Origin of the sequence: Chryseobacterium sp. JK1 (assembly GCF_050632815.1) — a bacterium.
GTDB lineage: Bacteria > Bacteroidota > Bacteroidia > Flavobacteriales > Weeksellaceae > Chryseobacterium.
Genome location: NZ_JBODRU010000002.1, coordinates 514,500 through 534,480, shown reverse-complemented (window position 1 = coordinate 534,480; position 19,981 = coordinate 514,500). Strand labels below are relative to the sequence as shown.

19 protein-coding genes are annotated in these 19,981 nt (G+C 35.0%); 14 read left to right on the top strand and 5 right to left on the bottom strand.

Translation table 11 applies throughout. The features are described from left to right. The first annotated feature begins 61 nt into the window (after nt 1-61). The 7 genes from ACQ76T_RS15450 to ACQ76T_RS15420 all read left to right on the top strand — a co-directional run bounded on the left by ACQ76T_RS15450 (nt 62) and on the right by ACQ76T_RS15420 (nt 7,818). Nucleotides 62-1,195, top strand: a complete 1,134-nt coding sequence (locus ACQ76T_RS15450; RefSeq protein ID WP_431344187.1) for a lanthionine synthetase LanC family protein — start codon at nt 62-64, stop codon at nt 1,193-1,195. Between the two features lie 11 nt (nt 1,196-1,206). Beyond that, a complete protein-coding gene (locus ACQ76T_RS15445; protein WP_431344186.1) occupies nt 1,207-3,465 on the top strand; it encodes a lantibiotic dehydratase family protein in 2,259 nt (752 codons plus the stop codon). Continuing rightward, entirely contained in the window at nt 3,455-4,342 is an 888-nt protein-coding gene (locus tag ACQ76T_RS15440; RefSeq protein ID WP_431344185.1) for a thiopeptide-type bacteriocin biosynthesis protein, read from the top strand. The genes ACQ76T_RS15445 and ACQ76T_RS15440 overlap by 11 nt, the downstream gene beginning before the upstream one ends. Then, nucleotides 4,311-5,225 (top strand): lanthionine synthetase LanC family protein, encoded by a 915-nt coding sequence (locus ACQ76T_RS15435; RefSeq protein ID WP_431344184.1) that lies wholly within the window; start codon nt 4,311-4,313, stop codon nt 5,223-5,225. The genes ACQ76T_RS15440 and ACQ76T_RS15435 overlap by 32 nt, the downstream gene beginning before the upstream one ends. Before the next feature lie 45 nt (nt 5,226-5,270). Further along, the gene (locus ACQ76T_RS15430; protein WP_431344183.1) at nt 5,271-5,702 is read left to right on the top strand and encodes a hypothetical protein; all 432 of its coding nucleotides are present in this window, start codon (nt 5,271-5,273) and stop codon (nt 5,700-5,702) included. A gap of 67 nt (nt 5,703-5,769) precedes the next feature. After that, nucleotides 5,770-6,762: an aspartate-semialdehyde dehydrogenase gene (locus ACQ76T_RS15425; protein ID WP_431344182.1), complete on the top strand. Its 993-nt coding sequence runs from the start codon at nt 5,770-5,772 to the stop codon at nt 6,760-6,762. Nucleotides 6,763-6,819: 57 nt separating this feature from the next. Beyond that, the gene (locus ACQ76T_RS15420; protein ID WP_431344391.1) at nt 6,820-7,818 is read left to right on the top strand and encodes a cation diffusion facilitator family transporter; all 999 of its coding nucleotides are present in this window, start codon (nt 6,820-6,822) and stop codon (nt 7,816-7,818) included. 62 nt (nt 7,819-7,880) lie between these two features. Here ACQ76T_RS15420 and ACQ76T_RS15415 read toward each other — a convergent pair whose 3' ends face one another. Further along, nucleotides 7,881-8,312, bottom strand: coding sequence for an exosortase F system-associated membrane protein (locus tag ACQ76T_RS15415; protein WP_431344181.1), 432 nt, complete (start codon nt 8,310-8,312; stop codon nt 7,881-7,883). Beyond that, nucleotides 8,299-8,829 (bottom strand): exosortase family protein XrtF, encoded by a 531-nt coding sequence (xrtF, locus tag ACQ76T_RS15410; protein ID WP_431344180.1) that lies wholly within the window; start codon nt 8,827-8,829, stop codon nt 8,299-8,301. Before xrtF ends, ACQ76T_RS15415 begins: the two co-directional genes overlap by 14 nt. 175 nt (nt 8,830-9,004) lie before the next feature. On the opposite strand from xrtF, the gene ACQ76T_RS15405 reads away from it, so the two are divergent. The 6 genes from ACQ76T_RS15405 (at nt 9,005) to ACQ76T_RS15380 (ending at nt 13,384) form a co-directional block, all read left to right on the top strand. Continuing rightward, the gene (locus tag ACQ76T_RS15405; protein ID WP_431344179.1) at nt 9,005-10,030 is read left to right on the top strand and encodes an aminoglycoside phosphotransferase family protein; all 1,026 of its coding nucleotides are present in this window, start codon (nt 9,005-9,007) and stop codon (nt 10,028-10,030) included. Between the two features lie 42 nt (nt 10,031-10,072). Beyond that, nucleotides 10,073-10,489, top strand: coding sequence for a RapZ C-terminal domain-containing protein (locus ACQ76T_RS15400; RefSeq protein WP_431344178.1), 417 nt, complete (start codon nt 10,073-10,075; stop codon nt 10,487-10,489). Between the two features lie 66 nt (nt 10,490-10,555). After that, on the top strand, nt 10,556-11,269 hold the full coding sequence (locus tag ACQ76T_RS15395) for a nucleotidyltransferase family protein (RefSeq protein ID WP_431344177.1): 714 nt from the start codon (nt 10,556-10,558) through the stop codon (nt 11,267-11,269). 8 nt (nt 11,270-11,277) lie between these two features. Then, on the top strand, nt 11,278-12,030 hold the full coding sequence (locus ACQ76T_RS15390) for a TIGR00730 family Rossman fold protein (RefSeq protein WP_431344176.1): 753 nt from the start codon (nt 11,278-11,280) through the stop codon (nt 12,028-12,030). A gap of 58 nt (nt 12,031-12,088) precedes the next feature. Next, the gene (locus ACQ76T_RS15385; protein WP_431344175.1) at nt 12,089-12,559 is read left to right on the top strand and encodes a DUF6702 family protein; all 471 of its coding nucleotides are present in this window, start codon (nt 12,089-12,091) and stop codon (nt 12,557-12,559) included. A gap of 273 nt (nt 12,560-12,832) precedes the next feature. After that, complete coding sequence (locus ACQ76T_RS15380) at nt 12,833-13,384, top strand: inclusion body family protein (RefSeq protein ID WP_431344174.1); 552 nt, start codon at nt 12,833-12,835, stop codon at nt 13,382-13,384. Between the two features lie 43 nt (nt 13,385-13,427). On the opposite strand, the gene ACQ76T_RS15375 is transcribed toward ACQ76T_RS15380, so the two are convergent. From ACQ76T_RS15375 to ACQ76T_RS15365, 3 genes are all read right to left on the bottom strand, one after another. Further along, nucleotides 13,428-13,922, bottom strand: a complete 495-nt coding sequence (locus ACQ76T_RS15375) for a DUF7336 domain-containing protein (protein WP_431344173.1) — start codon at nt 13,920-13,922, stop codon at nt 13,428-13,430. A gap of 179 nt (nt 13,923-14,101) precedes the next feature. Next, entirely contained in the window at nt 14,102-15,514 is a 1,413-nt protein-coding gene (locus ACQ76T_RS15370; protein WP_431344172.1) for a DUF5689 domain-containing protein, read from the bottom strand. A 26-nt stretch (nt 15,515-15,540) separates the two neighbouring features. Beyond that, a complete protein-coding gene (locus ACQ76T_RS15365; RefSeq protein WP_431344171.1) occupies nt 15,541-18,420 on the bottom strand; it encodes a carboxypeptidase regulatory-like domain-containing protein in 2,880 nt (959 codons plus the stop codon). 253 nt (nt 18,421-18,673) lie between these two features. Between ACQ76T_RS15365 and ACQ76T_RS15360 the strand changes: the two genes are divergently transcribed. After that, nucleotides 18,674-19,864, top strand: a complete 1,191-nt coding sequence (locus tag ACQ76T_RS15360; RefSeq protein WP_431344170.1) for an endonuclease — start codon at nt 18,674-18,676, stop codon at nt 19,862-19,864. Nucleotides 19,865-19,981 lie beyond the last annotated feature (117 nt).

Genomic DNA, 19,981 nt, shown 5'->3' with positions numbered 1-19,981 from the left:
TTACTATGGTTTTTTATTAATATCGATTACTATGTTATCACCTGATTTTCAAAAAGATATTTTGGAGAAGCTAGAGAATATTTATATACACCTTAAAAATAATTATCAGGAATATAGCCGCGTAGGCACTTTAAATGGACTTAGCGGCATCGCTTTATTTCAATCGTATTACGAAAGAAAATATAACATTCAGCAAGATCAAAGTTTAGAAACAATCGATTATTGTATAAAAAAAATCAACGAAGAAAATCTTCCTTCTTCTTACTGTAATGGTATTGCCGGATTTGCATGGCTCCTTCAACATTTAGAAGAAAACCAATTTGTTTCTGAAGGTGAGTTTTCTGAAACATTATCCATACTTGACACCTATCTGGAAGGCGAATTATCAAAATATATTCTTGAGAATAACTATGATTTCCTTCATGGAGCGCTAGGTTACATTTTTTATTTTCTAAAAAGATCAAAAAAAGCAGACTGTTATAAAAACCAAATTTCTATTTTATTTTCAAATCTTCCTGAAATCTACAGTACCATCACCCACCATCATCTGAGTAAAATTTCCATGCACGAAATGGTGGAAGGAAAGCAGAAAAACAGACTTCATTTTGGGCTCGCTCACGGAATAGCAAGCATTATTGCTATACTTTGCCTTTGCCATGACAAAGGTTATTTTCGGGAACAATCAAAAGAATGGATCGAAAAATTTATCTTTTTATTATCACAACATGAAATGCAACCTGAGTCTGAATCTAAATTTCCTCTATGGATGGATCTGGAAACAGGTGAAAAATCATTCAGTAGTCTTAGCTGGTGCTCTGGAGACATTGGAATTGCCATGGCATTTATGAAGGCATCCCGTATATCAGAAGATAGTGCAATCTCACATACATTATCAGCTTTATTGAAAAAATCTGCTCAAAGGAAAGAACATAAGAACGCAATGATCAAAAACTATGGTATCTGCCATGGGTATTTTGGTGCATCAAGAATTTTTTCAAGAGTCTATAATGATACGCTGTCGGAAGAATACAGAGAGACCTCTATTTTTTGGTTAAATAAAGGTATCAATGCTCTCACTTTTGCAAAAGATTCCCCTATGAGTATTCTCAATGGGTTATCAGGTGCAGGGTTAGTATTGATGGATTTTCACCACAATGAACTAAACAGCTGGGATGAGTGCCTATTAATTTCATAAAACCAATTCACATGAGTAAATTTCCTTATAAAATTTTAAATCAATATGTTTTGAGAACTCCCTCAAAACCCATTAATATGATAACAGATCTTTTAAAAGAAAAAAGTATCTCTGATGAGTCACTTAAAATTCTTTCTAAAGATGCTCTTTTTAAGGAAGCACTATTTTTAGCTTCTCCATTATTACACGGCATGTTGGTGAGCTGGCTTGAGGGTACACTCAACAAAGAAAAAGAAGAAAAATTCAAAAGATCTCTTCTGAAATACATAAGCAGAATGTCATCACGCTGTACTCCTTTTGGCTTGTTTGCAGGTTATTCACTAGGACAACTCTGTGAAAAAAATGAGGTAGAAATATCCAAAGAAGATCAATATCAAAGGTATACCAGACTTGACATGCAGTACCTTTTATCTCTTTCGCAATCGATATCCTATGACAAAAAAATGAGAAATCATTTAACGTACCATTGGAATACAAGTATTTATAAAGCAGGAGAACAGTATCGGTATGTTGAATATACTTATCCAGGTGGACTAAGAAGAGTTCATCATATTGAAGCCGTTGAAATCACTCCTCATTTAGAATATCTTTTCAATACTATTCCTCAGGATTCTACAATTCAAAATATAGCAGATGCTTTAATTCAGTATGATCCGGAAATTACCACGAAGGAGGCTAAAAACTTCATACATGAGCTTATAGACAATCAACTTCTTATAAGCAATATAAGCGGTTCTTCTATTGGAAGTGATTATTTCAGTTCTATTAATAAAACTTTTTCAACAATCAAAAACAATCCATACTCCCATATATTTAACGATATTACCCGCGATATTGCTCAGCTGGACGGGTCTATCCCGAATGACACAGGCTTTTATTATACTATTCACGATAAGGTCAACCAACTGGGAGTGCAGTCCGACCTTAAGTTCTTATTTCAAACCGATCTTTCCGTAACAACTAAAAGTAATACTCTTGACAAGAAAATTATAAAAGATCTTCAGGAAGGACTTACTATACTCAATAAGATTTCATCTGCAACAGAAAAAAACAATAATTCCTTGCTAGATAAATTTATTATAAAGTTTAAAAAAAGATATGAAGACCGTGAAATTCCTTTAAGTATTGCCATGGATAACGAAATTGGAATAGGCTATGCGTCTAATCACAATATTATTCCAGGTAATCATTTTCTTGAAAAAATTCATATTCCTTTTCCACAGAAAAAGAAAGAAGAAATAAAGTGGGATGCAATAAGCAACCTTTTCCAAAATAAGATAATGGAAGCTTATAGAAATCATTCAAAAGTTATTTGCTTAACCTCCATGGACATTCCCAACTCAAATAACGATTTATGGAGTGATTTTGCTGACACCTTTTCGTTAATGGTAGAAATTATTCATACTGACAATCAACAAAAAATTCTTTTTCACGGGTTCAGCGGTGCCAGTGGTGCCAATTTACTGGGAAGATTCTGCTCATCCGATCTTCTTCTCAAAGAACATACTGAAACGATCGTGGATATAGAAAAAGAAATTAACCAAAATTCTATCATAGCCGAAATATCTCATATTCCAGAAGCCAGAATAGGAAATGTTATCTCCAGACCGAGTTTTACGGAATATGAAATACCTTATCTATCAAGATCTGAAAAAAGTGAAAATTTTCAAATCAACACACGAGATCTGATGATTTCTATAAGAAATAATAAAGTTGTACTACGTTCAAAAAAATTAAATAAGTATATCATACCTAGACTCAATACAGCCCATAATTTTAGTAGCAATTCTTTACCGGTATATCATTTTTTATGCGATCTACAAAATCAGGGCAATAAATATGGGCTTGGACTACATCTTGGACAGATGGAAAAAAAATACAAGTATATACCCCGAATAGAATACAAAAATTTAATTTTAAAATCAGCAGTCTGGAATTTTAATATCCTGGATCTACCTGCTTTATCACAAAAAAAATTATCAGATAAAGAACTCCTTGAAATGATAAAGAGTTCGAAAAAAGAATGGCATCTCCCACAATATATATTACTAACAGAGCATGATAATGATTTGTTAATCAACTTAGAGAATATCAACAGTATTAGAATGATGATTGATGCCATAGGAACAAAAGAAAATTTCACCTTAAAGGAATTTTTATATACAGATAAACATCAACTGGTAAAAAGGGATCATCATTCTTTTACCAACCAATTTGTTTTTACCTTTTACAATAATCAAAAATTATCGACAATAAGAGATGCAAAATAAAATACAACGTATTTTTACACCAGGAGATCAATGGCTTTATTACAATATATATTGTGGATATAGTGCATCGGATGATATTTTAATTCATTATCTCAATCCGTTAACTCAATCTTTTCTTTCAAAAAACCTAATTGATCAGTGGTTTTTCATAAGATATAATGACCCGTCCTACCACATCAGATATAGAGTACGGGTAAAAGACGTAGCTCATATAGGAGAAATTATGTATTCCATCAATAATTCTCTTAAGGAAATGCTGAAAGATGAATACATTTCAAAACTTCAAATTGATTCTTACATAAGAGAAATTGAAAGATATGGGCCCAATACGATGGAATATGCAGAAGCCATTTTTTTCCATGACAGTAATAGTATTGTGACAATCTTAGCATCGCTGGATGAAAACAGGCCTAATGTCCGAAGTTTATGGGGTCTAAAATTAGTTGACTTTTATCTTTCCTCTTTTCATTTCTCCATTTCTGAAAAGGTCCTTTTTTCGGAAAAACTTCGTAATCACTTTTATAGTGAATTCGGAGTGGATAAAAACACAAAAAAAAATCTAGACAGATTATATACCGAATATCAAACAAGCATCCATTCATTTCTTGCAAAGAACAGTAAAAAAATCAATAAGACTGAAATTGTAAAAAATGCCTCCAAAATTGTAAGCTTAAAAAACAAAAATCTTCTTACAGTAGATTTTACCAGTCTTATATCAAGTTTAATTCATATGTCCCTCAACAGACTTTTTGTAGGAGATAACAGACTTCATGAACTGGTCACATATGATTTCATCTGGAGATATTATAAAAAAGAGCTTTATTTCACCCATCATAAAACCACCTATGAAACAGAATCAGGAGGAATACTATCTTAATATTGTAAAGCTATTAAAAATACAGTCTTTTTCTTATCCCTCTCTGGGCTTAAATGGAAGATGCGCTGCTGCCATTTTCTTATTTGAACTATCTGGAAAAGAAAATAATACAGAAATTTATGACCAGGCAATTGATTTCATAGAAAGAGAATTAAATGAAATTGATAAAATTGAGAATTTAAGTTTATACAATGGACTTTGTGGGATCGCATGGACTATACAATATTTAGCAAATGAAGATTTTATTGACCTCAATGTCGATTCCTATCTTTCACAATATTTAGAGAAACATTTCATTCAATTTAAGGACAATAACTACAATATTAGCACAGTATATCAATTTCAGACTTATACAGATTTGCTTTTCTATTTCTCCAGCAGATATATCAGTGTTAAAAAAGAACGTCAAAAGATTAAATATGCTCAGCTGATCAGTCAGATTCTTATTATACTGAACCAGCAATCGTATACAGATCAAACATTTGAAAGACAAAATAGTTTTCCTTTTCAAAATATATTCTTCCTCTTGCGAGCGCTTATCTATCTTCTTGATATAGATTTTCAATCACCTTTAATCAAGCCATTATTACAAAAAATCAAGGAAAAGATTGAAAAGAAAAAAGATTTTGAAAGTGGAGATTCATATCAAATGTATATTCTACGAAAAGTGACTATTTACACCTCTAAATCCCAATCTTTTACCGATAGAAAGCCTGTAATAAAGGATTATACACAGAATAACCATATTACCACGAAGGACAACAGTATTGGAATATGGAATAATAGTATTGTTCATGATGCTATCAGAAAGATACTCACAACGAAACCGGAAAAAGATTTAGGATTAAACTATATATTGGAATGTCAGTATAATTCATACTGAGCCAGCCGGGATTTTTGTTATCTTTGTGTACAAAAAATAGAAAGTATGGATTTTTACAACATTTTGCTTAATGCCCACAAAGGATTTGGGTATCTTGAGCTTCTTCTGGTTGCTTTATTTATCATTGCTCTTTTGGCCACCATGTTCGGTTTCAGTGGAAAAGTGAACAAATTCTTAAAGAAAACAACCCTTTTCACAATGATTTTCTTCCACGTTCAGTTTTTATTGGGGATTATCATGCTGATTACAACTTTCAGCAGAGGATTGAATATGGGAGAAGTAATGAAAAATGCAGCATTAAGATTCCAATATGTTGAACATCCATTCTCTATGCTTATTGCAGCAGTTTTGATGACTATCGTCAACAGAAAAGTAAAATCTAATGATACTATTTCTTTAGGAGTAGTTATTATGGGACTTATTGCAGTAGGATTATTTGCATTCGCGTTCCCTTGGACAAGAGTCTTCGGGGCTTAAAAAATAAAGAAAAATTATATGCGTTATAATTTATAAATAGTTTAATCTTAAATTTTTAATTAAATCAATGAAAGTAGCTGTAGTAGGTTCAACAGGAATGGTTGGACAAGTTATGCTGAAAGTTTTGGAAGAAAGGAACTTCCCTGTAACAGAATTAATCCCGGTAGCATCCGAAAAATCTGTAGGCAAGAAGGTGAAGTATAAACAGAAGGAATTTACCATCGTAAGCATGAAGGACGCTATAGCTGCCAAACCGGATATTGCCATCTTCTCTGCAGGTGGTTCTACTTCTCTTGAATTTGCCCCTCTATTTGCAGAAGCAGGAATCACAGTAATTGATAATTCTTCCGCATGGAGAATGGACCCTGATAAAAAATTGGTAGTTCCTGAAATCAATGCTGATGTTTTGACTAAAGAAGATAAAATCATTGCAAATCCGAATTGTTCTACCATTCAATTGGTAATGGTTCTAGGACCTTTGAACAAAAAATATGATTTAAAAAGAGTAATTGTTTCTACCTACCAGTCTGTAACAGGAACTGGAAAAGCTGCAGTAGACCAGTTAAATGGTGAAATCAATGGTGATGATTCTACTGCAAAAGTATATCCTTATCAGATCTTCAAAAATGCATTGCCACACTGTGATGTATTTGCTGATGATGATTACACCAAAGAAGAGATCAAACTGATGAAGGAGCCTAAGAAAATTCTTGGAGACGATACCTTCAACTTAACAGCAACAGCTGTAAGAGTTCCGGTTCAGGGAGGTCACTCTGAAAGTGTAAACATTGAATTTGAAAACGAATATGAACTGGATGAAGTAAGAAAAATCTTATCTGAAACTCCTGGTGTAATTGTAATGGATGATGTAAAAAACAACCACTACCCTATGCCTCTTTATTCCGAAGGAAAAGACGAAGTTTTCGTTGGAAGAATCAGACGAGATTTGTCACAGCCCAAAACGCTCAACCTCTGGATCGTTGCAGACAACCTGAGGAAAGGAGCAGCAACAAACGCTGTACAAATCGCAGAATACCTTGTAGCAAACAACTTAGTATAAACTAACAAAATAAAAAAGAGTCTCAAAATTGAGATTCTTTTTTTTATCAAACTCATGATGAACACCCAGAAAAACACCCACAAAGACAAAATAGGATTCCAGAAGCTTATTGCAGCCTTTGGAGTGATTCTTTTTATAGGAAAGATTATCGCCTGGAAACTCACCAATTCCGACGCTGTATTCTCTGATGCCATGGAAAGCATCGTGAATGTGATCAGTGCATTTATGGGATTGTATTCACTACATCTGGCAGCTAAGCCCAAAGACGAAGACCATCCTTACGGCCACGGAAAGGTAGAATTTGTAACTTCTGGAATCGAAGGAGCCCTTATTGCCATTGCAGGGATTATGATCATTTATGAAGGGATTAACAGCCTTATCGTAGGAAAAACTTTGAGTAAGATAGATCTTGGCATCTGGATCATTGCTGCTACGGCAGTCATCAATTATCTTCTTGGATATATTTCAATAAAAAAAGGAGAAAAAGAGAACTCTCTGGTCCTTATTTCTTCAGGAAAGCACCTGCAGTCGGATACCATTACAACCCTTGGGGTTGTAGGAAGCTTAGTGGTTGTTTACTTCACAAAAATCTATTGGCTGGATTCTGTAGTGGCTTTGATCTTTGGACTTTATATTATTTTCGTAGGGTACAAAATAGTTCGTAAATCTCTAAGCGGAATTATGGATGAACAGGACCCCGAAATACTAAATCAGGTTATCAGAATTCTGGAAAACAACAGAAAAAAAGAATGGATAGATGTCCACAACATGAAAATCCAGCAATTCGGAGCCTCTCTACATATTGATGCCCACATCACTCTTCCCTGGTATTATGACCTTCGTGATGCTCACAGTGAGATGGAGAAAGTGATTATTCTTCTCGCTAAAAACATAAAACGTCCCATAGAGTTTAATTTCCATATGGATGACTGTAAACCTATCTCATGTTCTGTCTGTCAGATTGAAAAATGCCCCGTAAGAGAGAAAAGCTTCATTAAACGGGTAGAATGGACACCGGAAAATGTAACAAGTGTTGATAAACATACCGCAGAGTAATCTGTACTATTTGTAAAATCATTTATAATAGTTTTTACCTTTACTTGTTAGATTTATTTCTCTTACTTTTCCATCATCTGTTTTCTGTAATAAAACATCGGAACAAGAAGTAGGATAATCAAAGGCTGTATCACGAATCTCCTCATGTAGAATGAAAAAAGATACCCGATTTCAAACCTGTCATACACACAGTATAAATAAATTGGCAGCGAAATCAAAAATACAATTCCGATCATTACCGCTCCCTGGAAAGTCCATGCCTTGTTTTTAAACAAACCGTAAATAATAAGACAGGAAAAGAAAAGATTTAAAATAAATCTGAACACATGGCTTACAATCAATTTTTCCCAATCAAAAGAAGGGAATTCCATATTTTTGGTAGCTTCATGGAAATATCCCAGAAAAGGATCATAAAAAATCGTGTTTTCAAGAACCCGGACGCTTATCAGTCCACAGATTCCAATGATGACAAGAAGCCAGTTAAGAATTTTCATGTTTTAAAGCAAAAAATTTAATCCAGATCAGCCAAAGCACGATTACACTTCCATAAATAATGGCGGGAAAAATAAAATCATGGAACATTTTACCATATTCCTTATGATCTACCATAACAATATTCAATCCTGTAATTCTCAGCAAATTCATCATATATAATGCAATGAGCCCAGCTGCTACAAAAAGAAACGTCTTAGCTCCTTTGTAAAAAGCAAAGATAAAAGATACAAATAAAATCATTACAGAGACTGCATTACATCCCTCAACCATCCTTGTCGCATACTGAGATTTCACATAAAACCAAACCTGCTCGTTCTCTATATCATTATAAAGGCTGGTAGGATATCCTATTGAATTTTGTAGAGCACTTACTCTATTCGCAATCATGGTCGAAAAAGAATCCAGTCCGGAAAACTTACTGCCATTCAGATAAAACTGGTAAGCAAAAAGCAGCACCAGATAAATGATGATAAAACGAAGCAGAATTCCCAAAACCGGCTTAAAATCCTTAAACATAATACAAATATAAAAAATAGCACGAGAATAAACTGATTTTGAGACAAGAAAGCTACATTTTAAATCACACAGAAGAGAAGTTAAACTTACAAAAACTGTCAAAATAACTCTTTAAATAATTATAAAACACCTCATATTTCCAACTCACCTTAAATTACTATATTTGTTTTCTATTATGACTTCTGAAAACGCAAAACGATTTTTCGAAAACCAATTGGGGAAAAAATCGACCGAATTCATCACACTGGCTCAAAGCGGTTCTGCGCGGGTTAACTTCCTCGCCTCCACTGATTCTGAAAAATACATTATCACTTACAATGAAAATATCCCGGAAAATGAAAGTTTTCTTTATTATTCCGAAGTATTTTCTGTGCTCAATTTAAACACGCCACACATTCTTGCCGTTTCGGATGACAGTAAAATGTATGTACAGGAATTTTTGGGAGCACAAACTCTTTCTGAAGTGATTGCAAAGGAAAATATCTCATCCCATGTAAAACAATTGGTACAGCAAACTTTAGAAAAACTGTTCCAGCTTCAAATACAGACCCAGGGGAAAATAGATTACTCTAAAACATTTGAGTACGAAAGCTATGACGAACTTCCTGTAACTCATGATCTCTATTACTTTAAAAACTTTGTAGCAGATGTTCTGGAACTGGAATATAATAAATCCACATTACTGAAAGAATTCAAACAGATTGTCAAACTTATTGAAAATCTCGAACCTAAAGGAATTATGATTCGTGATTTTCAGGCAAGAAACATTATGGTGAATGAAGAAAATAACGTTTCGTTCATCGATTATCAGTCTGCCATGAAAGGACCTTTGATGTATGATGTGATTTCCTTCCTGTATCAGGCAAAAGCCAATTTCCGGGAGGATTTTAAAAATGAAATGCTTGAATTTTATATCAGTCAATTTGAAAATCCTGAAGTAAAAGATCAATTAAAAAATAGCATACAGCCGATTCAGATGATGAGATTTCTACAGGTATTGGGTGCTTATGGCTTCAGAGGATTAATCCAAAGAAAGCAGCACTTCATCACCAGTCTCGATAAAGGGATCCAAAATATCACAGAATTTGCAGTTTCCTGGGACGGAATGAAAAACTATCCGGAACTGAATAAGGTCATTCAACAATTGACGTCTGAAAAAACGCAATTAAGGATTGAACAAATACTTAACCCAAATCATTAAACTTAAAACACTTTAATGATTCAAAAATAAAAAAGAAGAAAAATGCTACACATAGACATACACAGTTTTTCCTATAAGAAAGGAGGAATTCCAAAGGATAATTCAGGAAACGGCGGAGGTTTCGCTTTCGATTGCAGAGGAATTTTAAATCCCGGAAGAATTGAAGAATATAAAAGCCAGACAGGAAATGACATTGGAGTTCAGGAATACCTTGAAACCAAAACGGAAATGCCAAAATTCCTGGAGCTTATAAAATCTCTTGTTTCGATCAATATTGAAGATTATCTGGAAAGAGGTTTTGAGCATCTGCAAATCAATTTCGGATGTACAGGCGGTCAGCACAGATCGGTTTACTCTGCTATAAAAATAGCTGAATTTATTAAAGAACAATATCCTGAAGGAACAGAAGTAAGCCTTCACCACGATGAACAACCACAACTTAACATGAGTAACCTATAATGAGCAGTCAGTAATTTTCTGATCATTTATATTATTCATTACCTATTATTCGTTACTTATACTATTATGAAAGCTCTAATTTTCGCCGCAGGGAAAGGAACCAGGCTTAAGCCATTTACAGATCACCATCCAAAAGCACTGGCAAAGGTAAATGATGTTCCACTTTTGGAAAGAAATATTAACTATTTAAAAAGTTTCGGAATAAAAGACTTTGTGATAAACATCCATCATTTTGGAGATCAGATTGTTAATTTTTTAAACAAAAATGATAATTTCGGATGCAGAATTGAAATCTCTGATGAGAGCAATGAACTCCTTGAAACAGGGGGCGGCTTGATTTTTGCAAGAAAGTATCTGGATCATGGAGAAGACTTTCTAATCATGAATGCTGATATTTTAACAGATATGAATATCAATGCATTAGTAGAATACCACAAAAAGATAAAAGATTTTGCTACTTTAGCGGTTTCGGACAGAGAAAGCTCGAGAAAACTTCTTTTCAATGATGAAATGGTTTTGAGGGGATGGCTGAATGTGCAGACGGGAGAACAACGTCTTGCTGAGTTCAACAAAGGTTTTAAAGCACTTGCTTTCAGTGGAATTCACTGCATCAACCCTCTGATCTTTAAGAAAATAAAAAGAACCGGCAAATTTTCTGTTATGGAAGAATATCTGGATCTGATGCAAACCGAACATATACACGGTTTTGTTCACAACAGTATTCTTGTAGATGTAGGCAGACCTTCATCTGTAATAGAGGCCGAAAAATATTTTAAATAAATTTTGCAATGGAACTTGATGGGACTAGGGATGAAAGTTTAGTAAATCCAGAACTTGACATTAACGAAACAAAACTGCACAACAGTTTCAGACAGAAAACATGGGATGAAACCATCACCAAAGACAGCTGGATGGTATTTAAAGTCATGGCTGAATTTGTAGACGGCTACGAAAAGCTGGCTAAGATTGGCCCATGTGTATCCATATTTGGTTCTGCCCGTCTGAAGCCTGAGAATAAATACTATCAAATGGCAGTGGAAATTGCCGAAAAAATAACAAAACTAGGCTTCGGAATTATTACCGGCGGTGGCCCGGGAATTATGGAAGCTGGAAATAAAGGCGCTTTCAATGCAAAAGGAAAATCTATCGGTTTGAATATTGATCTTCCTTTTGAGCAACATTTTAATCCTTACATCAACAAATCCTACTCTATGAACTTCGATTACTTCTTCGTAAGAAAAGTAATGTTCGTAAAATATTCTCAAGGCTTCGTTGTAATGCCGGGAGGTTTTGGTACGTTGGATGAATTAACAGAAGCAATGACTCTTATTCAGACTAATAAAATCGGTAAATTTCCGATCGTCTTGGTAGGAACTGAATTCTGGGGTGGATTACTGGATTGGTTTAAAGCAACGCTTTTAAAAGACGGGATGATTGCTGAAGATGATCTTGACCTATATCGTGTGGTAGATACTGCTGACGAGGCAGTAGCACATATTAAAGCTTTTTATGATAAATATTCTGTGAATGTGAATTTTTAATTGGCATATTATTTGTGACTTATAACTAGCAAGAATGATTGTAAATCTATTAATTAAGATGAAAAAACTTTTATATATATCAGGAATTTTAACATTTTTTGTGTTAATGAGTTTTATGTATGCAGACTTTTTCTCTTCAATGACCAAAGTGGACTATATTGATGGAAGCAAGACATTGAAGTTTACCACAAAAATGAATACAAGCCATATCTCTGATGCTATTAAAATCAATCCGAACACAGCAGGATTTGAAGCAGAGGTAAAAAAATATGTAAACAATAATTTTGATGTATTTGTCAATGGAGCTCCCAAAACGATAACCTTTACGGGAAGTCAGGTCAGTGGAGAAACTGTATGGGTGTATTTTGAAACCGGAGGCGTTTCGGATATAAACACCTTAAAGATTAAAAATACGATCCTTTTAAGTTCCTTTCCTAAACAGATCAACTTAGTAAGTATAGCTTACAAGGGAAGTCAGAAAATGATGAACTTCCAAAGAGGAAAAGAAGTGAACGAGGTTTCTTTTTAAAGAAAATTAAACAAAACCATTATAAATGGGTGCCCTAAGGAATACAATTCTTTAGGGTATTTTTTTGGACTGATAAAAAATCACATCAGGGAGATTAATTAAGTACAAATACCTAATCTTAAATTTCAGCATTTACACTCTAATATTTTCATTTTCAACAATGTACATTTGTATTGTAATTACAACCCAACAGGTGAAGCCGGATCACTTTAATCACGGGGCGGAATCTGAAAAGCCCAATGAGTAAGAAAACACCAAACAAAACTAAATATCATGGAAGATATAGAACTTAAATCGTCCAGCCAGGCAATAGATGTCCTGATTGTAATTGACACGGATTATGTACGAGAACATTATAAAAGTCCCAGTACAGATCCCAATAAGCCTGTAGGAATAGACCACAACAGCCAGCATATGATTGTTTCAAATGCTAATGCTATATCAGGACAAGGTTCTGCTGATCTCAACTTCAGTGCAAGAGCTGGAGATACAGTTTCTTTCAGAGGAACTTCAATCTATCAGAATTCGGATGACGCAGTTATTATTTATAATATTAAGTACTGGTCGGGAGATCAGGTTTTTAATAATTTCGTATACAATTCTGTCAGAAGAAAGCAAGCTGTTGTACCGGATGTAAATTCTTTAAACGGCCTTCCTGCAACCACTGCAGATATCAGCTTTGCCAGTATCGATTCAAAAGTAAGATCTACTGGAAAAGAGAACTTCTATGTACAGTTTGGACTTTATATTTTAGATCCTAAAGACAGTAACAAACAGATCCTTTACGGGTACTTTTACTGGGATCCAACAATTACGGTTAAGTAAAAGAAAATAATGAGACCACTGCCTTGGCGGTGGTTTTTTTATGTCAAAATCCTGACCATAAAAGGACTTTCAGGTCTAGTTCACTTATATTAAAATCATTTGGATAATCTCTGAATCCGGGTTTCTTTTTAAGCTGATCAATAGCTATTTCAGCTTTATCCAAAGATGAAAATACACCGATATATCTCTCATCGTCCAAAAAAGTATGAATAGTATAGGAATGACTAAGACTAAAAACCGTATTAATGCCTAGTTCTTTAATGGAAATACAATGATCATCAATGATATCTCCCTTTTCAATATAATCCCGCCCTATTTCTCCAATCACATTCTGAAAACCATCCTTCCAATGTATCTTATCCAGGATATAATAATCCGTAACAAAACAATCAGGATAATCTCTGAATCCAGATAAAAGAACCGCTTTCTGTTTTATTTCTTCCAAATCCTCAAGACTATTGAAAAATCCAAGAAACTTAGTATCAGTATGTGTTTCATCGGTGTAAGTATGATTCAAGGCGTAAATAAAATATTCCATTCTTTCTTTTATAAAGTTTTTCAAATTAATAGTTTCTCCAAGGGTATTTCATCCTTAAAAATATATAAAATTCAAGTGCTGAGACCCAAAATGATTAAACAAAAATAAGCCGGCTCTTATGAACCGGCTTATTTTATTGATAATGAAATAGTATTCTATTTCAAATTTATAGCAAAGGATTACTCAATCTTGATGTTATCAATCTGAATATCATAATTTCCATTTGACCCTGTTTTTAAAGCAAACATAGTTTTTCCAGCGGTTACGTTAAGATCAGCAAGACCTGTAAGCGTAAGTTCTACTAATCTCCACTGCCCGTTTGTATTAATAGATCCTGTATAAGAGTTCGCACTTTCTACCCCTAAAGTAGCCCCTGTAGAGAATGTTCCTAAGTTGAATGTATAGAAAGTACCATTAGTTTTATATACGTTGAAAGAAAGCGATTTTCCTGTCGCTACACCTTTAATGTACATTGTAATTCTCTTTGGAACAGCAGGTATTCCGGTAGCAGCGACTGATGTAAATACGTAATCATTATTGGCAGGTGTACCTTTAATCTGAAGGGAACTTGTACCATTATACCCTAAACCAATACCTTGAGATGCATAAGGCATAAGCCCAAAGCTATTTAATGTGGATAGGAAAGATGCCCAGTTTTCAAAGTCTGATCCTGCAAAAAGATTAACAGCACTTGCAGATGGGGCTTCTGGCTCACCTGGATTGAATCTGTCATTCGGGAAGTTCAGGTCATAAAGATCTCTGATATAAGCCTGTTCTGTATATGTAGTAGATGTTGGGTTACTTGGGCTTGTATAACGGCTCAATAGAAGAACGATATCACCACTTTTCGCATACTTAGGAGAAATCGGAGATTTTGCAAACGTTGCAAAGTTACTGAAACGAAGATCTAATCTTGCCGCTTTTTTATCAACAATATAACGGTCTCCTGTTGCAGTATCGTCAGAGAAGTTTTTCGTTAATTCCGGATCTTCAAACTGAACGTTTTTGATTTTTACCAACTGGTTAATGTGAGCTCCGTTTTTAAGAGCGTCAGCAACAGAGTTAAACTCAAGTGGCTTGATTGTGGCAACTACAGGTCTCTGACCATCGCAAACTCTTGCCATATAATTTGAAACTTTATTCGGATTGATTCTTCCTACTGAATAGTTAGGATCATAAGAACCTACTTTGATATTTCCGTTAGACGCCTGAACGATTAAACCTTTCAGATTAATTCTAACCAAAGCACCTGTAGGGAAATCAAGATACTGGTTTCCACCGTCGATATCAATCTCAATACCTTGTGTAGGGTTTTCAGGCTTATCTTGAAGGAACATCATTTTGTAGATATTTCCAGACTCATCACTTGAATTAACATAAGCTTCTACGATATAATCTTCTGCAATGATATCTGCAGCTGTAGGTTTTGGCTTTGCAATGGTTGCTAATTCTGATAATTTGTGATTCGCTGCTGCAAATTTGTTTGTACACTGAATTTCCGGCACATCATAATCATCGGATTTTACACATGACGAAATCGTCAGCATGGAAATGGCGCTAAAAATGGCCGCTTTAAAATATATATTTTTCATTGTTTTCAATTTTTAAGTTTAATTTTTTAGAATCTGAATTGAAGGTTCACAAAATAAGATCTTCCTTGATTATACCAATATTTAGGAGCAAATACCATGTTTCCGCTGTCATAATCACTAGTATAATCATTATAGTTAACGTTTCTTGTCTGCTCAAATCCTCCAGTAATATAGTTTCTATTGTTTAGAAGGTTATTTACAGATGCAGATACCAATACATAATATTTACCGATCATCCAGGATTTACCTGCATTTACGTTAAAGAAAAACGCTGAAGGTAGTTTGGTAGGAGTAAGAACTCTTGCTAATTCTTCCTCGCTTACGTTATCATAAGGAACTCCCGGTGTATTAGGGTTGGTGTAGAATCTTGCAGTTCTGGTTACTGGAGACGGATCTAAGTAAGAATGTCCAAAGTAGTTCCATGTTGCTCCTACCCACCAGTATTTAGGGCTGCTATATCTAAGACCTAAAGTATAAGCCTCTTGAGGCGTTCCTCCCTGTCTGTAGTTTTTAAGAGTAGCCTGACCCATATTTGTGTAAGATCTTGATACGATATTTCCGTTTCCATCAAGTTCTCTGAATGTTCCAACGGCATCAGATGCGAAATAAACTGTAGGGTTATTCGTATAAGTATATTGTCCTAAACTTACCAATCCACTAGCCGTTAATGTAGGTGTAAGTTTTACCTGAGCACCCAATTCAACTCCCATATTTCTCTTGTTGGCACCTGCAAGAACCTGCGTGATGAAAGCACCATCCTGTACCGGAGCCTGATCTCCTGTTTCAGTAAGGTTCGTTAACTTCACCCCTTGTGCAAAATATCTCTGTACGCTGGTTTCATTCTGAGTATTAACAAGGTATCCTGTTAATCTCACTTTAACAATTGGCGTGGAAATTACATAGCTTAAATCATTCGCATCAATTACAACATTCTTGATACCAGGAGTGGAAACACCACTTACTCTTGTATTGAAATAAATATCGTTTAAGAATGGCGACTGTGAGAAGTAAGCTCCGTTGTAAACAAAGAAGTTTCTACCGTTAAGTCTGTAAGTAACCTGACCTTTAACACCCACGTTCCAGAAGTTTTTATCCTCTCCTTTTCCGTAAGAAGACTCATACAGATAATGTTGGAATAAACCTTCTCTGCTGTTATTGCTATATCCGAATAATCCGGAAATGAAAACATCAAATTTACCCGTTGAGAATTTGAATGCAGGGTTTACTTTTACTTCCTGTCTTCTGAAAATATAGTCATACCCTATTTTGTCTCCTTTTCTCTTGGCTACATCTGCATCGCTTTCTCTGGTATTATATTTACCCCAAGTGCTTCCTGCAGTTGTATTATTGGCAAATGGATCCATGTTCAGGGCAAAATCAGCACCTAAAAGGTCATTTACTTCTCTATATTGTTCAGATCTGTAGTTCTGGTAAGACACGTTTAAAATGAAACGGGAAGTATCATTAAAGTTATACGTGTAGTGAGTGGATACATTGAATACTTTGTCATCCTTCACATCATCAACTAAATAATAAGCAGCTCTTCTACCACCGAATTCCGGTCTGTAAAGGTTATCACTTCTGTTGGCGTTATAAAGATTATCCCAGTTGATCTGTGTATGAGACTGATCGTCATTAGTCCACCAGTCTCTGGTAAGTCCAATGTTTGCAGCCTGTTCAGGAGCTGGGTTTTTGTAGTTTAACCAATAGCTTGGTAAATTACGATAATAAGTTGGAGATGGGTTATTGGCTCTATACCAATCTAATCTTGAACTGTATTCTTTTCCGAACTGGTAAGAAACGGTAGTCCATAATTGAGAATTTTTATTGATTTTCCAAAAATCCTGTAACTGAAGGATTGGCTGGAATCCTCTTCTTACTCTTTCATTTCTTTTTTCTCCACCTTGCCATCCCCAGTACGAGTTGTAATGAATTCCTCTGAAATCATAAACCTCCTGAGTGCTTGGGCTTGAAGAACTTCTTGCATATTTAGATCCAATAGCATTGAAAGTCATCGTATGACTGTCGCTGAATTTTTTCTCAACACCAATATATCCACTGTATGCATCATAGAAAGTACCGTCCTGAATCCCTTCTTGTGCCCATCTTCTTGCGATCATCCCTGTGAACGCCCATCCGTTCTTATTCATTCCGGAAGAGTATCTGTAAGATAATCTGTTTCTGTAGTTTCTGTTCGTCAACGAGTAAGTCAACTGACTTCCTTTTCTGTACTCGCTGGCTTTTGTATTCTTATAAAATACTCCGGTAGCACCACCGAAAGCATACTCGGAAGGAGCATGATTAGCAGAAATTTCCGGGTAACGGGTAATTTCATTTAATCCTCCCCATGTACTGAAGTCAACGTCTCCGTTGTCTGCACCCGCCATGGAGATACCGTTTATCATATTCTCTCCGGTTCTGCTGTCAATTCCTCTTGGACGGAACCAGTATTGTCCTAAATCAAAACTGGCAATTCTGTTAAATACATCCTGAGAAGACTGAAGCAATCCTACGGTTGCAGTCTGCTGTCCGCCACCGCTGTCACTCTCTGCAGAGTCATCTACGATCGCTAAACCCTGATCTGCACTAGTTAATGCAGAATAAAGAGTAATTACTCCAAGATCTTTCTTTTTCTCATTATTAGTTACGTCAAATTCTAAAATTTTAGTTTCAAAATTTGATTTTGTAACCATAATCTGATAATGTCCGGGCATCAAATCAGCAAACTGAAAGTAACCGATTTTGTCCGCCTTTACATCATTTCCTACTCCTTTTAAATCCACGCTTGCCTGTTCAACAGGTTTACCATCTGCATCCTTAAGATACGCAAACACTGTTGTCTGCGCAAAATAATAAGACGCAGGCAGCAAAGTGAATAAAGAGATTAATGATAGTTTTTTAATCATGAGTATATTTATTTTTTTAAATACTTTTCTTGTTAATTCTCAACAGTTTAAAAGTTGGGGGCACAAATTTAGTCAAATTTTGCAATTCAGCACTTTTTTAACATTATTTTTTCTTAACATTGCAAACTTTTAAGAATCATTATATAAGAGAGTGATGGATTACCGCATTTAAATTTACAATTATTTAAAATGCAGTGAATTAAAAAAAAGTAAATTTGCAAATTAAATAGTATTAATAATAACTCTAAAGAGGATGAAGAGATTTTCGTGTCTGTTTGCTATTATCATTTCGATGATGGCATTCTCACAACAACAAGGAAAACTGAGAAAAGTTGCCACCGTAGGTTTTTTAAACGTAGAAAACCTTTGGGACACCATTCGCTCAGCAGATTATATTGACGGAACTAAAGATATAAAGAATCCGGCTTTCCACAGAAGTATTCCCATGGATTCCATTAAATTTCTGGATGCAGAAAAGTATGACGGACCATGGAGCGATGGAGCCCTGATCGGTAAAAAAGCAGTAAGAGAACAAAGTGGATCTGATGAGTTTACCCCAAAGAGCGCAAAAAACTACGGAACAAAGATTTACAAAGCAAAATTAGCAAATGAAGCAAAAGTAATTTCCGAGATGGGAGCTCAATACACCAAAACAGCACCTGCTATTGTAGGTTTGATTGAGGTGGAGAACAGACAGGTTATTCAGGATCTTATCAATGAGCCTGCTTTAAAAAAATATGATTACGGAATTATCCACTACAATTCTTATGACTACAGAGGAATTGATGTTGCTTTGATCTATCAAAAAAGAAGATTTACCCCAACTAACTCTTTAAAGAAAGAACTGAAGATTTTCGGTGATAACGGAAGAAGAGAATACACCAGAGACATTCTTGTAGTAACAGGATTTTTGGATAACGAAAAGGTTGCATTTTTCATGAACCACTGGCCTTCAAGAAGAGGAGGTGAAGCGATCTCTTTACCTAAAAGAAATGCCGCAGCTCAATTATTGAAACAGCAGATGGATAGCGTAAGAGCCGCAGATCCTACAACTAAACTTTTTGCAATGGGGGACTTCAATGATGATCCTATCAGCCCAAGTTTAAAAAATCACCTGAAAGCTCAGGCTAATCCTAAAGATTTAAGTGAAGAGACTCCTTATCTGAATCTCATGTATCCTCTATACAAAAAAGGAGTAGCTTCTTTAGCTTACCAGGATGCACCCAACCTTTTTGACCAGATTATCGTTTCTAAAAACTTAGTTTCTGATCAGGCAACAAAAGAATACTCAGTATATAAAGCCGAAATTTTTGCTCCGGCTTATTTGGTAAATAAAGAAGGAAATTACAAAGGTTATCCTTTCAGGTCCTGGAATGGCGACCAATTTACGGGCGGATATAGTGATCACTTCCCCGCGTTTGTAGTTCTGCAGAAAGAACCTTAAAAAATATAAAAGCTGCCTCATTTGAAGCAGCTTTTTTTATGAAGCAACCAAAGATATCATCAAAACCTACTGGTTTTATAAATTTGTTTACTTTTACCCGAGTAAAATCCAATAGCT

Coding starts and splice junctions, on each gene's coding strand:
- ACQ76T_RS15445 (WP_431344186.1), top strand. CDS start 1,207: ATGAGTAAATTTCCTTATAAAATTTTAAATCAATATGTTTTGAGAACT.
- ACQ76T_RS15440 (WP_431344185.1), top strand. CDS start 3,455: ATGCAAAATAAAATACAACGTATTTTTACACCAGGAGATCAATGGCTT.
- ACQ76T_RS15435 (WP_431344184.1), top strand. CDS start 4,311: ATGAAACAGAATCAGGAGGAATACTATCTTAATATTGTAAAGCTATTA.
- ACQ76T_RS15430 (WP_431344183.1), top strand. CDS start 5,271: ATGGATTTTTACAACATTTTGCTTAATGCCCACAAAGGATTTGGGTAT.
- ACQ76T_RS15425 (WP_431344182.1), top strand. CDS start 5,770: ATGAAAGTAGCTGTAGTAGGTTCAACAGGAATGGTTGGACAAGTTATG.
- ACQ76T_RS15420 (WP_431344391.1), top strand. CDS start 6,820: ATGAACACCCAGAAAAACACCCACAAAGACAAAATAGGATTCCAGAAG.
- ACQ76T_RS15415 (WP_431344181.1), bottom strand. CDS start 8,312: ATGAAAATTCTTAACTGGCTTCTTGTCATCATTGGAATCTGTGGACTG.
- xrtF (WP_431344180.1), bottom strand. CDS start 8,829: ATGTTTAAGGATTTTAAGCCGGTTTTGGGAATTCTGCTTCGTTTTATC.
- ACQ76T_RS15405 (WP_431344179.1), top strand. CDS start 9,005: ATGACTTCTGAAAACGCAAAACGATTTTTCGAAAACCAATTGGGGAAA.
- ACQ76T_RS15400 (WP_431344178.1), top strand. CDS start 10,073: ATGCTACACATAGACATACACAGTTTTTCCTATAAGAAAGGAGGAATT.
- ACQ76T_RS15395 (WP_431344177.1), top strand. CDS start 10,556: ATGAAAGCTCTAATTTTCGCCGCAGGGAAAGGAACCAGGCTTAAGCCA.
- ACQ76T_RS15390 (WP_431344176.1), top strand. CDS start 11,278: ATGGAACTTGATGGGACTAGGGATGAAAGTTTAGTAAATCCAGAACTT.
- ACQ76T_RS15385 (WP_431344175.1), top strand. CDS start 12,089: ATGAAAAAACTTTTATATATATCAGGAATTTTAACATTTTTTGTGTTA.
- ACQ76T_RS15380 (WP_431344174.1), top strand. CDS start 12,833: ATGGAAGATATAGAACTTAAATCGTCCAGCCAGGCAATAGATGTCCTG.
- ACQ76T_RS15375 (WP_431344173.1), bottom strand. CDS start 13,922: ATGGAATATTTTATTTACGCCTTGAATCATACTTACACCGATGAAACA.
- ACQ76T_RS15370 (WP_431344172.1), bottom strand. CDS start 15,514: ATGAAAAATATATATTTTAAAGCGGCCATTTTTAGCGCCATTTCCATG.
- ACQ76T_RS15365 (WP_431344171.1), bottom strand. CDS start 18,420: ATGATTAAAAAACTATCATTAATCTCTTTATTCACTTTGCTGCCTGCG.
- ACQ76T_RS15360 (WP_431344170.1), top strand. CDS start 18,674: ATGAAGAGATTTTCGTGTCTGTTTGCTATTATCATTTCGATGATGGCA.